The organism is Bacillus tequilensis KCTC 13622, assembly GCF_000507145.1.
GTDB lineage: Bacteria > Bacillota > Bacilli > Bacillales > Bacillaceae > Bacillus > Bacillus tequilensis.
On record NZ_AYTO01000009.1, the window covers coordinates 137060 to 151821 of the forward strand.

Genomic DNA, 14762 nt, shown 5'->3' on the forward strand with positions numbered 1-14762 from the left:
GATACAACAGAATATGGAAGGTGTATTTGTTTGCTTGTACAAATTGTCGGGGATAATAGTGGATTTTTGAAATAATATCCGCAGACATGCGGTGTAACGAAAGAAAACATTGCGGTTTTTTTGCGCTTCTCACATGAATGATGATGATAAAATATGACATATATTGAATAATGAAGGGAGGGATTTGCAAACGTGACAGGTGTCATATCTTCTTCTTCCGTCGGAGAAAAGATTAACGAATGGTATATGTACATACGCCGATTCAGCATACCCGATGCAGAATATTTGCGAAGAGAAATCAAACAAGAGCTGGATCAAATGGAAGAAGACCAAGATCTTCATTTGTACTATTCACTGATGGAATTCCGGCACAACCTGATGCTTGAGTATCTTGAACCACTGGAAAAAATGCGGATTGAGGAACAGCCGAGATTATCTGACCTGCTGCTTGAGATTGATAAAAAACAGGCTCGTTTAACTGGAGTCCTTGATTATTACTTTAATTTTTTCAGAGGAATGTACGAATTGGATCAGCGGGAATACCTGTCGGCTATCAAATTTTTTAAAAAAGCCGAAAGCAAGTTGATATTCGTGAAGGATCGGATAGAAAAGGCTGAGTTTTTCTTTAAGATGTCTGAATCTTATTACTATATGAAACAAACGTATTTTTCAATGGACTATGCACGGCAGGCGTATGAAATATACAAAGAACATGAAGCGTATAATATAAGATTGCTTCAGTGTCACTCTTTATTTGCTACCAATTTCTTAGACCTGAAACAATATGAGGATGCCATCTCACATTTTAAAAAAGCTTACTCTATGGCGGAAGCTGAGAATCAGCCCCAATTGATGGGGAGAACTTTGTACAACATCGGGCTTTGCAAAAACAGCCAAAGCCAATATGAGGATGCCGTAGCATATTTCAAAAGAGCAATAGCTGTTTTTGAGGAATCTAATATTCTTCCTTCCCTGCCCCAAGCCTATTTTTTAATTACACAAATACATTATAAATTAGGAAAAATGGATAAAGCACACGCATATCATAGTAAGGGAACGGCTTATTCTCAAAAGGCCGGAGATTCAATCTATTTATCGGAGTTTGAATTTTTGAAATCTTTATACTTATCAGGCCCTGATGAAGAAGCAATTCAAAGGTTCTTTGATTTCCTCGAAAGTAAAATGCTGTATGCCGATCTTGAGGATTTCGCTCTCGATGTGGCAAAATATTATCATGAACGTGAAAATTTTCAAAAAGCTTCTGCTTATTTCCTGAAGGTGGAACAAGTAAGGCAACTTATTCAAGGAGGAGTGAGATTGTATGAAATTGAAGTCTAAACTGTTACTCTCTTGTCTGGCCCTAAGCACTGTTTTCATCGCAACGAATATTGCAAATGCACCTGCACACCAAATTGAAGTTGCACAGCGAGGAATGATTTAACCGCATAAAAATATAAAAAGGGAACTGTTATTTCATTAACAGTTCCCTTTTTATATGTATATACGTACTTGTAAACTCATTAATTTACTCCTCTAATCTATATCAGAAGACTAACAGGTATAAAAATATGAATTTTTTCCTATAATTTCATTTACTTTCCCTGTATTATACATTATTATATATAGGACTTAAGTTATTTAAATCTTCAATTGAAGAATACTCGGAGGAATAATAACAAATGAAATTTAAAGTTAAAAAACATATAAGTAAACTGTTTATAATATTTGGACTTGCTGTTTCCTCTTTTGGAGTCACAAGTGCTGTGCATGCCGCTGCCAATATTTCTGATTCAACTGTCCATTTTACTTTTAGACAATGGTCTCCTTATGATTATACAACTGCACGCAGAAAACAGAACAATAGCTCTATGTATATGAAAGTAATAAGCTCTGACAAGAATAACAGTTTTGATGTTTGGACTGAAGCAGATGCTAACGTCCACTCTAAAGGACGAAACTGGAAAAACGTATCAGGAGACAAACATGAAGGAGAAGTAAAGCCAGGAAACACTTATTTATTTGTGAACACAGCAGTTGAAAGTTATGGTAAAAATGTTCCCGTTCGATTTGGGGGATGGAGCTTTGAGTATAATTCGTACAAAACAAATTGGAGTCCTGACAGTAAAAAACCAAAAGGCAAATACATAGAATATTAATGTTTGTGCCTTTATAATTTTTAAGCGGTTTTACGATAAGTAAAACCGCTTTTTTAAAGTTTATATTTCCCTTAAATTCATTGTGTTGAGTTATAAATGTGGTAATATATGAAATTGATTATCTTATTCATTTTATTAACAGGAGGTAGACACATGGCCAATTTCTTTATATACAGGCTTTTAAAAAGCAAGTCACTATATTTTTCACTTTTAATTAGCACTCTCATAGTGCTATACCAGTACTTAAGTATTGCGGTGTTTAATAATAATTCAAATCTGCCTTACGAAGTTCACAAATCACCTTTTTTATCGAATATACTACAGGGTAATACTGTTATTCCTTCGATAATATGGTTGATGATACTTCCTATTTTGGCTACCTTGCCAATTGCAAGTCTATATAGATTTGATGTGAATTCTGGATATTTTATAAACACTATAATAAAAACAACTAAAAGAAAATACTTTAACACACTTATCGTGTTTAATTTCTTATGCTCTTTTTTGATCATTATAATTCCTTTAAGTATTAATTTATATTTATTTATGATGACTTATCCATCCATTAAACCTGATGGAATCATAAATTACATGCAAAATGTAGTTTCTAATGGTAGTGACCTTGCCAATATTTATTATGAACATCCACTGCTCTATACGTTAATCCTAATTCTTATAAATGGATTATACGGTGCTATCTTATCAACAATAGGGCTATCTTTTTCTTTTTTCATTAAGAAAACTTATTTTGTATATATTATACCTTTTGTTGTGAACTTAATCGGCATTACTATCTTGAATCCTGATTATAATCCTCAAAGATATATTATTAACAAAAACGGTTTTTTTAATTTAGGAATATTTTCTTTATTAAACTTAGCATTAATTATATTAGGACTTTTAATATTTTTATGGGGTAAAAAGCGCCGTGTTTTATTATAATCTTTTAAAACAAAAATTCGTTAGTAAATATTTTGGATTTTCTATCCTTTTTTCTATCAATGCAATAATGATATTTATATTTTTTAAGAGAGCAATAAAGACACAAAGTGATCATATCATCGATCAAATCTTTACATATCAGCACCTTGTATTATTGATAGCTCCATTAATTGTAGTATTCACTCTATTAGTGTCTTCCGATTATTTCATGGATCATGCTGTGATTCGGCTGAATAATTCATTTAAGATAGTAGGGTACTATTTCCTTAAAAGCATTTCTTTTTCAGCTATACTAGGCATTATTGTTATGGCAGAAATCTATATATTGTGCTTTACATATAATATCGATAATAATTTGTTAACTGTTAGTAATTTTTCAACTCATGTATTCGCCTATATATTTATTGCTTTTTTGACATCTTTTTTAATCCTTTTAACAAATCAAATATTAGTTGTAATAATAGAATTAGTTTTATTTTTATTTGATTATCTAGAATGTAATGGCCTTCTCTTCTTAAATGGATTTTTATTAGATTTTGATGTTTTAAAGGATCTATTGGTATTCAGAGTAGGGCTGATGTTTATTTTGTTCGGAGTATGTATTCAAATAGTTAAAAAACAAGATTATTTGAAGCCTAACGACCAGAAAGGAACGTACTGATGCATTCTATTTTTCATTTATTAAAAAGGGATATTATGATGAGGCTGCATGATTGTAAAGCAACTTTTCTTTTTATAAGTTTGGCAGCTTTGCTAATCTATTTTGTGTCTTTTTGGAATAGTTATAAATCTGGCCAACTAGACCAGCACCATATTTTAAATAATTATATGAATGTCTTTCATTCACTAAACTTTTTTGAATTACATGAGCTTTATTCACAACATAAATTTTCAATTCCCTTTACGTGGATTTGCTTTCAGGTATTCCCTTTACTTATTATTGGGCATTTTTCATATAATGATTTTCAAAAATCAGGAACTTTATTAATACCTAAATTAAACAATAAAATAGCTTTTTGGTTGAGCAAGATGTTTTCCTTATGTTTTTTTTGCCTGATAATCTGGATTGTCTGGTTTTCATTCTATTTCATTTTCTTTCTAATATTCAAAGGCACAATAGTAATTGGAGAAATCAAACCTGTTCTTGCTTTAATGTTAATTCAATTTTTAGTGACAGTTGTTTATACTCTAGTTTTTGAAACATTAACGTATTTCTTTTCGTTTATTATTTCATTAGTTATTTCAATTGTATATCTCATCATATCCATATTTGTTCAAACAAAATTCTTTTTTACTTCGTTAGCTATACCAGGCAGATGGTATTTCGCCGATCATTCACCAATAAATATGATGTATTCTAATGGCTCTGCCATTCACTTTCCAATATTTATTGGTGTAATTACTTTATTTTGCACCTTATGCTGTTTTATAGGATTACTTCTCATCAAAAAAATAGACATTTTAGGAGATTATTAATTATGACTGCATTTATAGAATGTACAAATGTTTATAAGAAGTTAAAAGGAAATCTTGTACTTAATGATATTAATTTAACTATCAAAAAAAATGAGTTTGTAGTATTAAAAGGACATAACGGCTCTGGAAAAACAATGATTTTAAGAGCAATCGCAGGGCTTTTAAAATTAACCAAAGGGCAAATTACTGTCAACAATCTCGTTATAGGAAAAGATACAGATTTTTCTAGAAATACTGGGATATTAATTGAATACCCCAGTTTTATACCTGTCTACACCGGTTATCAAAACTTGAAATTCTTAGCTTCAATTAATAAGAAAGTTTCAGACCAAGAGATCCGAAAAATGATTGAGCAAGTAGGATTAGATCCTGAAGACAAACGTAAGGTAAAACGTTATTCCTTAGGAATGAAGCAACGGTTAGGACTGGCACAAGCACTAATGGAGTCTCCATCACTGCTGCTTTTAGATGAACCGACTAACGCACTGGACAAAAAAGGAATTCAGCTAATCACTGATTTATTGAAAAAAGAAAAAGAAAAGGGAACTACAATAGTCGTTGCAAGTCATGATGAAATTCTGACTGAAAACAATATTGTAGACAGAGTTATACACATAAGCAACGGTAGACTGGGTGAGGATAATGAATAAACGAGCAATATTGTTAATAACCATTTTTTTAATTATAGTTGCTGGCAGTAGTTTTCGTTATTATAAACTGAATAATCATAATGATAATTACTCTCCTCATATCACAAACATTCCGAAAAACCGTATGATCGATACGGGTGCCGGGATTACTTATCATGTTCTCAAACCATTAAAACCAATTGAATTTATGGATGAGGACCTTAATATGAGAAGATTGTTATACATTTTGCCGCTGGATATAACAAATACATCAAAGCACGAAATAACGCTGGAACAGCTCTCGCCTGATGGAATGAAATATCTTTTTTTTGGTGGCTTTGATCACTACTATAATTTAATGACATATAATTTAGATCTTCCAGAAAAGTATCAATTCAATACTTCAATTCCTGCTGGGAAAACTGTACGAGGCTATGTCGGTTTGAAAATGACAAAAGGTAAAGACGTAAACTTTAATTATAAAAATTTTGATCCCATAACTTCTAAATTATGTGTTTATTATTCCTTGATAAACAAATCAAATAAAAGGATAACATATAAATTCCCACTTAATTAATCTTGTCATCCAATTCAGGAAATCAATTCATATTTCCTGAATTGGATTAGATTTTTATATTGTCTTCCTCCTCTCCTGAAAAGTCAAATTACGGAATTAAATATCTTTCAATTTAATTTTCATCCATATTGATATGATGATTGCCAACACTGCTTCAATGATTTTTATTGAAATCATAATAATTCAAAAACCTCTTATTTCCTCAATATCCCACGTTTAAAAAAATAAAACAAGCCCGTATTGAAAGACTTATATCAGTCAACACGGGCCTACTTTCTTATTTCACAAACCCAAGCAGCATCTCACGGATGATTTTGCTGGCTGTGTTTGCCGTTTGTTCTGAGTGGTCGTACACCGGTGCGACTTCCACTAAGTCGGCGCCCTTTACGTTTACCTCAGAGCGTGCGATTTCATGGACGGATGCAAGCAGTTCTTTAGATGTGATGCCGCCGGCGTCAACCGTTCCTGTTCCCGGTGCGTGTGCAGGGTCTAAGACGTCAATGTCGATTGTGACATAAACTGGACGGCCTGCCAGCTTCGGAAGGACTTCCTTCAGCGGTTCAAGCACTTCAAATTTTGAGATGTGCATGCCGTTTTCCTTCGCCCATTCAAACTCTTCCTTCATGCCGGAACGGATTCCGAATGAATATACATTTTGCGGTCCGATTAATTCTGCCGCTTTGCGGATCGGCGTGGAGTGAGAAAGCGGCTCTCCCTCATAATCAACACGAAGATCTGTATGTGCGTCAAAATGGATAATCGCAAGGTCTGGATATTTCTTGTACATCGCTTTTATGACAGGCCAGGACACAAGATGCTCTCCGCCCATGCCCATTGGGAATTTCCCTTTTTCTAAAATGCTGTCCACGTATTCTTCAATCATATCAAGGCTTCTTTGCGGATTGCCGAACGGCAGCGGAATGTCTCCGGCGTCAAAGAAGTTCAGATCGGCCAGATCACGGTCTAAGTACGGGCTGTACTCCTCAAGGCCGATTGACACCTCGCGAATTCTGTTTGGGCCAAAGCGTGAGCCCGGGCGATAGCTGACCGTCCAGTCCATCGGCATGCCGTAAAGGATGGCGTCCGCCTCTTCCCACTCGGGCCGGCTCGCGATAAATACTTTTCCTGAATAAGCTTCATCAAATCTCATCTATAATACCCTCGCTTTCCTGTAAAAAAGCGCAAGATTCGCTCCTGCGCTATATCGTCATTATTTAATCAGGTCACTCACAAATTTCGGCAGAACAAATGCCGCTTTATGAATGTCTTTTGTGTAATATTTTGTCTCAATATCGAAGAAACGGCTGTCTTCCACTGCAAGCGGATCATATTTTTTCGAACCGATTGTAAACGTCCACAAACCGCTTGGATATGTCGGAATGTTCGCCGTATACAGCTTCGTAATCGGGAAGATTTCCTTCACATCGCGCTGTACATTTGTGATTAATTCAGGCGTAAACCATGGGTTGTCCGTCTGAGCGACGAAAATGCCGTCTTCTTTCAGCGCCTTCGCGATTCCTGCGTAAAATCCTTTTGTAAACAGGTTTACAGCCGGTCCGACTGGTTCAGTTGAATCAACCATAATCACGTCGTATTGATTTTCAGATTTCGCAATGTGCATAAATCCGTCATCCACCTGCACGTCAACGCGCGGGTCATCCAATTTGCCTGCGATTGAAGGAAGGAATTTTTTAGAGTATTCGATAACCTTGCCATCAATATCAACAAGCGTCGCTTTTTTCACGCTCGGATGCTTCAGAATTTCTCTGATGACGCCGCCGTCACCGCCGCCGACCACAAGCACGTGCTCTGGATTCGGGTGCGTGAATAATGGGACATGCGCCACCATTTCGTGATAAACAAATTCGTCTTTTTCAGATGTCATAACCATGCCATCCAAAAACAGCATGTTGCCGAACTCTTCTGTTTCTACCATTTCTAAATGCTGAAACTCCGTTTGTTCTGTATGTAACGTTTTATTAACCTTCAATGTAATGCCAAAGTTTTTTGTTTGCTTCTCTGTGTACCAAAGTTCGCTCAATTGTCATCTCCCTTTCAAGGCTGTATTCATTTATTGTAAGCGTCTTATCAGCTTTTATTCCCGGTTGAAATCTCATTTTCACCTAAGGAAAAAGTATAGAGGATGGCGGGGAAAAAGTAAAGATGCGTCCTGTTTTGCGATGTTTAAAAACGATCTTTTTTTCTCATAATAGTAGAAACATAAAAAAGGGGGAACCCGTTGTGGATGCCATGACAAATAAACGGCTGAGACTGACGCTGAAAACCGTTCGCGCCTTTATCTTTTTAGGAGCTTTGGCGGCCTTGGCGGCAGCTGCTGTGTTTATGACTGTCATTTTAATAGCCAAATACCAAGGCGCTCCCTCGGTGCAAGTGCCGCAATCCACGATTTTGTATGCGAGTGACGGCTCAAAGCTCGGGGAAACGAACTACGGCGAAAAGCGCTATTGGGTCCCCTTAAAGGACATGAATCCAACGATTGTAAAAGCGACAGTGGCGGTTGAAGACCAGAATTTCTACGATCACCATGGCTTTGACTATAAACGCATGGCCGGCGCGGCGCTTGCTGACCTAAAGGCATTTGCCAAGGTTCAGGGCGCCAGCACCATCACACAGCAATATGCGAGGAACTTATACCTTGAACACGATAAAACGTGGAAACGGAAATGGAATGAGGCGTTCTACACGATCCGCCTGGAGCAAAACTATTCTAAGGACGAGATATTAGAAGGCTATTTAAATACGATTTATTACGGACACGGTGCATACGGCATTGAGGCCGCTTCCCGCCTGTATTTCGGCAAGCATGCGAAAAACCTGACGGATGCGGAGGCGGCGCTTTTGGCGGGTATCCCGAAAGGCCCTTCCGGCTATTCGCCGTATGTCAATGAAACGAAAGCCAAGGAACGTCAGAAAACGATTGTGGGGATGATGGAGAAGCAACGGATGATCAGCCAAAAGAAAGCGGATGAACTCATCAAAGAATCACTTTCCTATCAGCCCTTGAATAAACAAGTTTCCAAAAGAAAGGCCCCTTATTTCTATGACAATGCGATGAGAGAGCTTGAGAAAAAGCTCGGCATGACGCGGGAGCAAATTGAAACGAGCGGGTTAAATGTCTACACAACAGTAGATAAACGAATGCAGCGCATCGCCGAGGAGGCCATTACCGAAACGGTTAACGCCGGCTCCGACATTCAAGTCGGGTTTTCAGCCATTGATCCCCGCACAGGAAACGTTCTCGCTCTTGTCGGCGGCAGGGATTATCAAAAAAGCCCGTTTGACCGGACGACACAGGCGAAGCGCCAGCCTGCTTCGACGATCAAGCCGCTGCTGTACTATAAAGCGATTCAGAGCGGATTTACGCCTGTCACTTTGATGAAAAGCGAAGAAACCGAATTTCAAATTGATGCAAAGGGAGAAACCTATTCTCCAAGCAACTATAACGGATATTACGCCAACAAACCGATAACGCTTCTGCAGGCGCTGGCGCTTTCCGACAACATTTACGCTGTGAAAACACATCTTTTTCTGGGCACGAACAAACTCGTTCAAGCGGCAAAGGAATTCGGCATCACCGCCCATCTGCAAGCGCTGCCGTCCCTGGCGCTCGGCACCGAACCCGTGCGCCCGATTGAGATGGTCAACGCCTACGCCATGCTCGCAAATGGCGGGAAACAAATCGAACCGAATTTTATTTCAAGAGTTACGGACGCGGCGGGACATGTGCTGTATGAAAATCCGAATCAGCATAAACAAGTGCTTGATGAAAAAGCCGCCTTTGTCACGGCGAGTATGATGACGGGCATGTTTGATACGGATTTAAACGGCTATACGTCGGTAACCGGACGGACAATCGCCAATCGTCTGACAAGAACGTACGCGGGAAAATCAGGAACCACCAGCGCAGACAGCTGGATGATCGGCTTCAATCCGAAGCTGGCCGCAGGTGTTTGGACGGGCTATGACAAAAACAGCACGATCGACTCGGTCGAAGAAAAAAGCTACGCCAAAACAATTTGGGCGGACTTCATGGAAGATGCGCTCAAAGGTGAACCAGAAATGGCGTTCAAACCGCCAAAAGGCGTAACCGGTGTTTACATTGATCCGAAAACAGGATACTCATCCGGACCTGAATGCGCAGCCAAGCATTACACGTATTTTGTGAAAGGCACAGAGCCAGCAAACGTATGCTATGGGGCGGAACCTGCAAAACAAACAAAAGACCGGCCGCCAGTCAAAGAAAAGCCCGCTTCCGAGAAAAAATGGTGGGACAAATGGCTCGGGCGGAATCATTGAAAATAACCCGGCTCCTCGGAGGCCGGGTTATTCGTATGGTTCGTTCATAATCCATGGAAGCAAAGTGATGCAATCGAGCTGAACAATCGGTTTCGGGAATCCTTCGGGGATAAAGCGGTCATCTCTCGGCAATTCAAATGATATCGTCCAGTTACGGTCCGGGTCCCATTCTTTTTTCCCTTCTATCATACGTCCGACAATAAAATAGCTGGCCACATAAAGATGACGGTCACCCTCAGGGCCGAATTCATTAATATCCGGACAAACAGACGGCTGAAGACCAAACCCCTCAAAAATTTGCACCTTCTCATGCGGCAGTGTTTTCATCACTTCCCTATAATTTTCACAGAGAAGACATCCGCACCTATCAATTTCTTTTTCATACTGCTTTCTCGTTTCTTCTACGTCGGCTTCTATTACCCAGTCACCGACTCGAATGGTTTCGTACATCATATCCCCCTAAAAATGAAAAACCCCGAGTCTTGTTTCGGCTCGGGATTTTCCATGTCCTATTTCTGTATCACCAGTTTACTCAAAGTGCGCGAAAAATAGTTCAAATATTCTAAAAGTTCACAGAAAATTCACAAATCAATTGTCTTCTGGAAGCAGGCCTGCTTTTAACTCATCTGAGGAACGGTCCCATAGGCCCTGATCGTGTTTTTTCAGAAACTCGCCGAGCACACGCTTCGAGCTGTCGTCCATTTTATCGATGATAATGTTCCGCTTCATGGATTTATCCATCAGATTCACATGCTCAGGCAGCGATTTGTAGCCTCTTCTGATGCTTCTGTCGACCGTCATTTCACAGGCCGTCACACCAGCGTAATAAGGCCCCTCTTCTCTTCTGTCAATCGTTACCCACACAAGCCAGTATGGTTTTCCGTTCGGAACTTCCTCTTTATTCGGCAGAAATTTAATTCCTTTTTCAACGGTGCTGCGGGCGTGCATGGCGCCGATGTCAACGAACGCTTCTTTTTCCTCTACATCGACGAATACAGGAGAAATATTATCGAGGCTGAGCGCCCCTACGCCGAAACCGCCGTGTCCGTCTGTCGGATCACTTTTGATAATATTAAACCCGATTGATTTTTTCTTTTTTTCTTCCATAAGTTCTACCTCCTACAAAAGCGGTTGAAATATCGCTGAAAACAGCTTTAAAATCTGATCTCTTCCAGCATTGAGCATCGGCCAAAGCACATAAGATCCGAGCGGTGTCACAAACAAAACCAAAAAGACGATAATGCCGTAGCTCTCCGCCTGCGTCATCTTGGCACGCACTCCCGGCGGAACGAGATCTTCAATAATCCGATAACCATCGAGCGGAGGAAGCGGCAGCAGATTAAATAAAAACAAGACAAGATTCAGCTGTATCCAAATGGAAAAAAACTGATCCAGCCCCGTGCTGAACGCCGCAAGCATCTCCATTCCGTATGCATGCATCAACACTAACAAAAAGAAACCGATAAACGCAAGAATCAGGTTACTGACAGGCCCGGCGATGGATACGAGCACGCCGGCAAGACGCGGTTTCTTAAAGAAGCGGCGATTCACAGGAATCGGACGCGCCCATCCGAAGCCGGCCACCAGAATCAAAATGGTTCCGAACGGATCTAGGTGTTTAATGGGATTCAGCGTCAGCCTTCCTTGTTTTTTGGCCGTATCGTCACCGAATTTGTATGCGACATAAGCATGGGCAAGCTCGTGTATCGTGAACGACACAATTAACGTGATGACGAGATATGGCATTAAAGATAATGGGTAATATAAAAAACTGTCCAAGTGAGATGATCCCTCTTTCTAAAAATGCAAGAATTTACTTTATTCAGTATACTATAAGAAGCCTCTTTTTCTAAAGAGAGGAAACGAGATAAAGGAGGATTCAGCACCCATGCCATACGTAACCGTCAAAATGCTGGAAGGCCGTACAGACGAGCAAAAACGCAATCTGGTCGAGAAAGTAACAGAAGCCGTAAAGGAAACAACCGGTGCTTCTGAAGAAAAAATTGTTGTATTTATAGAAGAAATGAGAAAAGACCATTATGCCGTCGCAGGCAAGCGCCTGAGCGACATGGAATAATCTCTCATAAAGCCGGCGCTTCGCGCACCGGCTTTTTCAATCTCTATTGGGTCAGCTTCTTAAAAATCGTTAATAACGATTTTTTCTCTTCGGATGTCAACTGCTCAAACATGCCGTCAATCAGCTGCTGGCGGTTTTCGATCATTTGCTTAGCCACTCCCCGGCCCGAATCAGAAAGCGTAATCCATACAGTGCGGCGGTCATTGTTATTTCTGGATCTCTCAATAAATCCCTCCTGCTCTAAATGATTCAGAGCGGTGGTTGTGGCTGAGGGAGACAGTGTGACCTCCTTCAGAATATCCTTAATCGTGCAGCTCCCATGTCTGTATATGATCCGCAGAATAAATCCTCTTACATTATTCACGTGTTTCGGAACGGTGGCTTCATCTAATTGCTTCGTGCTTTTCAAATATTTTGTAAGTGCGTGATCCAGCAAATTTGCTTCCAGTTTGTCATGGTCCATGTCAATTTCCCCATTTCGAGATGCATTCATAACATACGAACGATATGATTTACTTATTATTTTACTGATTACGCATAGGGAAAGTCAAAAAAGCAAAATGAGAATTCACCGCTTTTCTCCTAGATACTTCGATTTTTCACCTGTTTGACAAGTTGATCTTTAAAAATCTGGAAAGGAACGTGTTCACTCTGCTGATTTCCGAATTGCCGGACGTTTACCGCACCCTCCTGCTCTTCATGATCTCCAAGCACCAGCACGTACGGGATTTTCTGCACCTGCGACTCTCTGATTTTATAGCCGAGCTTCTCATTGCGCTCATCAACGCCTGCTCTTATCCCCAGCTGTTTCAACTCTGCCTGCACCTTTCTGCAATAGTCCAAATGAACGTGTGAAACCGGTATGACTTGAACCTGAACCGGTGCGAGCCAGACTGGGAAAGCCCCGCCGAAATGCTCGATCAAAATGCCGAAGAAACGATCGATTGAGCCGAAAACCGCTCTGTGGATGACGACGGGACGGACCTTTTCATTGAGTTCATTGATATATGTTAAATCAAATTTTTCCGGCATTTGAAAATCAAGCTGAATTGTCGCGCATTGATGGCTCCGTTTCAAGGCATCTTTTATGTGAAAATCAATTTTCGGCCCGTAAAACGCTCCATCACCTTCATTCACCTCAAAAGGCAGGCCAAGCTCCTCAAGAACGTGTGCCAAGGAACGTTCCGACGCTTCCCAAAGGCTGTCATCGCCTAATGAGTCCTCCGGACGAGTCGAAAGCTCAACTGAATAGTCGAAGTTGAATGTACGATATACCTCATCAATCAGCCGAATCGCTTCTTTAATCTCACTCTCAATCTGTTCCTCCCGAACGAAGATATGGGCGTCATCCTGGCAGAATGTCCGTACGCGAAGCATTCCGTTTAAAGCGCCGCTGTATTCGTGGCGATGCACCTGGCCGAACTCCGCCATCCGAATCGGCAGATCCCGATAAGAATACAGACTGTTTTTAAAGATGAGCATATGGCCGGGACAATTCATCGGCTTCATTGCGAATCTTGCATCATCCACTTCTGAAAAGTACATATTGTCGCGATAATGATCCCAGTGCCCTGACTGCTCCCATAACCGCTGATTCATCATAAACGGCGTACGCACCTCATCGTAGCCGGCCTTTGTTTGCAGCTCGCGCGAGAAGCGTTCCAGCTCATTGCGGACAATCTGGCCTTTCGGCAAATAAAACGGCATCCCCGGCGCTTCCTCAGAAAACATAAACAGCTCTAATTGTTTGCCCAGCTTGCGATGGTCTCGTTTTGCCGCTTCTTCCAGCATATGCAGGTGCGCATCGAGATCTTTTTTCTTTTGAAACGCCGCCCCGTACACCCGCTGGAGGACTTCATTTTCGCTGTTTCCGCGCCAATACGCGCCTGATACTCTTGTCAGTTTGAAGGCCTTGATCATTCCTGTAGAAGGAAGATGCGGCCCGCGGCACAGGTCAACGAATTCTCCCTGCTGGTACAGCGTGAGATCCTCCCCGCGCGGAATATCGTTCAAAATCTCCAGCTTAAACGGCTCGCCATTTTCAGCAAACAGCGCTTTTGCCTCTTCGTAGGAAACCTCAATTCGCTTAATTTCCAGATTCTCAGCTATAATGTTCTTCATTTCTTTTTCGATGGCCTCTAAGTCTCCTGATGTCAAGCTTTGCTCCAGCTTCATGTCATAGTAGAAGCCGTCTTCTATCACAGGCCCCACCCCCAATGACACTTCGCCGTAAAGCCGTTTCACCGCTTGAGCCAGCACGTGCGCCGTTGTGTGGCGAAGCACCTGTAAGCCTTCTTGTGAATCAAGTGTGACAATCGAAAGCTCGGCATCCTCCTCCAGCCTGAAGCTGAGATCAACGAGCCTGCCGTTGACCCGTCCCGCGGCCGCCTTCCTTTCCAGGCTGGAACTGATAGCACCAGCCGCTTCCTTGATTGTGACGCCTTTCCGAAATTCTTTGATCTGTCCATCCGGAAGCTGAATGTGTACATGTTTACTCATTTTTAAACACTCCTTCGTAATTGTTTATATAAAAAAACACACCCGTCCCGCTGAAAGGGACGAGTGTGTCATTTACCCGTGGTTCCACC

The 14762-nt window shown here is 40.7% G+C and carries 15 protein-coding genes; 8 read left to right on the forward strand and 7 right to left on the reverse strand.

Features of this window, described 5'->3' with window-relative positions; translation table 11 throughout:
* Window positions 1-192: 192 nt before the first annotated feature.
* The 6 genes from rapF (at window position 193) to V756_RS0105855 (ending at window position 5780) form a co-directional block, all read left to right on the forward strand.
* Window positions 193-1338, forward strand: a complete 1146-nt coding sequence (gene rapF, locus V756_RS0105820) for a response regulator aspartate phosphatase RapF (protein ID WP_024713859.1) — start codon at window positions 193-195, stop codon at window positions 1336-1338.
* On the forward strand, window positions 1322-1441 hold the full coding sequence (phrF, locus tag V756_RS0105825) for a phosphatase RapF inhibitor PhrF (protein ID WP_024713860.1): 120 nt from the start codon (window positions 1322-1324) through the stop codon (window positions 1439-1441). Before rapF ends, phrF begins: the two co-directional genes overlap by 17 nt.
* Before the next feature lie 238 nt (window positions 1442-1679).
* Window positions 1680-2156, forward strand: coding sequence for a DUF2712 domain-containing protein (locus V756_RS0105830; protein ID WP_024713861.1), 477 nt, complete (start codon window positions 1680-1682; stop codon window positions 2154-2156).
* A 153-nt stretch (window positions 2157-2309) separates the two neighbouring features.
* Window positions 2310-3098, forward strand: coding sequence for a membrane protein (locus V756_RS0105835; RefSeq protein WP_024713862.1), 789 nt, complete (start codon window positions 2310-2312; stop codon window positions 3096-3098).
* 1478 nt (window positions 3099-4576) lie between these two features.
* A complete protein-coding gene (locus V756_RS0105850; protein ID WP_024713865.1) occupies window positions 4577-5224 on the forward strand; it encodes an ABC transporter ATP-binding protein in 648 nt (215 codons plus the stop codon).
* Complete coding sequence (locus tag V756_RS0105855) at window positions 5217-5780, forward strand: hypothetical protein (protein ID WP_024713866.1); 564 nt, start codon at window positions 5217-5219, stop codon at window positions 5778-5780. Before V756_RS0105850 ends, V756_RS0105855 begins: the two co-directional genes overlap by 8 nt.
* A gap of 277 nt (window positions 5781-6057) precedes the next feature.
* Here V756_RS0105855 and speB read toward each other — a convergent pair whose 3' ends face one another.
* Both speB and speE read right to left on the reverse strand, forming a co-directional pair.
* A complete protein-coding gene (speB, locus tag V756_RS0105865; protein ID WP_024713867.1) occupies window positions 6058-6930 on the reverse strand; it encodes an agmatinase in 873 nt (290 codons plus the stop codon).
* A 60-nt stretch (window positions 6931-6990) separates the two neighbouring features.
* On the reverse strand, window positions 6991-7821 hold the full coding sequence (gene speE, locus V756_RS0105870) for a spermidine synthase (protein WP_024713868.1): 831 nt from the start codon (window positions 7819-7821) through the stop codon (window positions 6991-6993).
* Window positions 7822-8021: 200 nt separating this feature from the next.
* On the opposite strand from speE, the gene V756_RS0105875 reads away from it, so the two are divergent.
* Window positions 8022-10097 (forward strand): transglycosylase domain-containing protein, encoded by a 2076-nt coding sequence (locus V756_RS0105875; protein WP_024713869.1) that lies wholly within the window; start codon window positions 8022-8024, stop codon window positions 10095-10097.
* 27 nt (window positions 10098-10124) lie between these two features.
* Here the strand turns inward: V756_RS0105875 and V756_RS0105880 are convergent, their stop codons facing one another.
* The 3 genes from V756_RS0105880 to V756_RS0105890 all read right to left on the reverse strand — a co-directional run bounded on the left by V756_RS0105880 (window position 10125) and on the right by V756_RS0105890 (window position 11876).
* Complete coding sequence (locus V756_RS0105880) at window positions 10125-10547, reverse strand: hypothetical protein (RefSeq protein ID WP_024713870.1); 423 nt, start codon at window positions 10545-10547, stop codon at window positions 10125-10127.
* Window positions 10548-10685: 138 nt separating this feature from the next.
* Window positions 10686-11204, reverse strand: a complete 519-nt coding sequence (locus V756_RS0105885) for a YwhD family protein (protein ID WP_024713871.1) — start codon at window positions 11202-11204, stop codon at window positions 10686-10688.
* Between the two features lie 12 nt (window positions 11205-11216).
* The gene (locus V756_RS0105890) at window positions 11217-11876 is read right to left on the reverse strand and encodes a site-2 protease family protein (RefSeq protein ID WP_024713872.1); all 660 of its coding nucleotides are present in this window, start codon (window positions 11874-11876) and stop codon (window positions 11217-11219) included.
* Between the two features lie 109 nt (window positions 11877-11985).
* On the opposite strand from V756_RS0105890, the gene thmT reads away from it, so the two are divergent.
* Entirely contained in the window at window positions 11986-12174 is a 189-nt protein-coding gene (gene thmT, locus V756_RS0105895; RefSeq protein ID WP_003222038.1) for a 2-hydroxymuconate tautomerase, read from the forward strand.
* 43 nt (window positions 12175-12217) lie between these two features.
* Here the strand turns inward: thmT and V756_RS0105900 are convergent, their stop codons facing one another.
* Both V756_RS0105900 and thrS read right to left on the reverse strand, forming a co-directional pair.
* Complete coding sequence (locus V756_RS0105900; RefSeq protein ID WP_024713873.1) at window positions 12218-12637, reverse strand: MarR family transcriptional regulator; 420 nt, start codon at window positions 12635-12637, stop codon at window positions 12218-12220.
* Between the two features lie 119 nt (window positions 12638-12756).
* Entirely contained in the window at window positions 12757-14673 is a 1917-nt protein-coding gene (gene thrS, locus V756_RS0105905; RefSeq protein ID WP_024713874.1) for a threonine--tRNA ligase, read from the reverse strand.
* Between the last annotated feature and the right edge of the window lie 89 nt (window positions 14674-14762).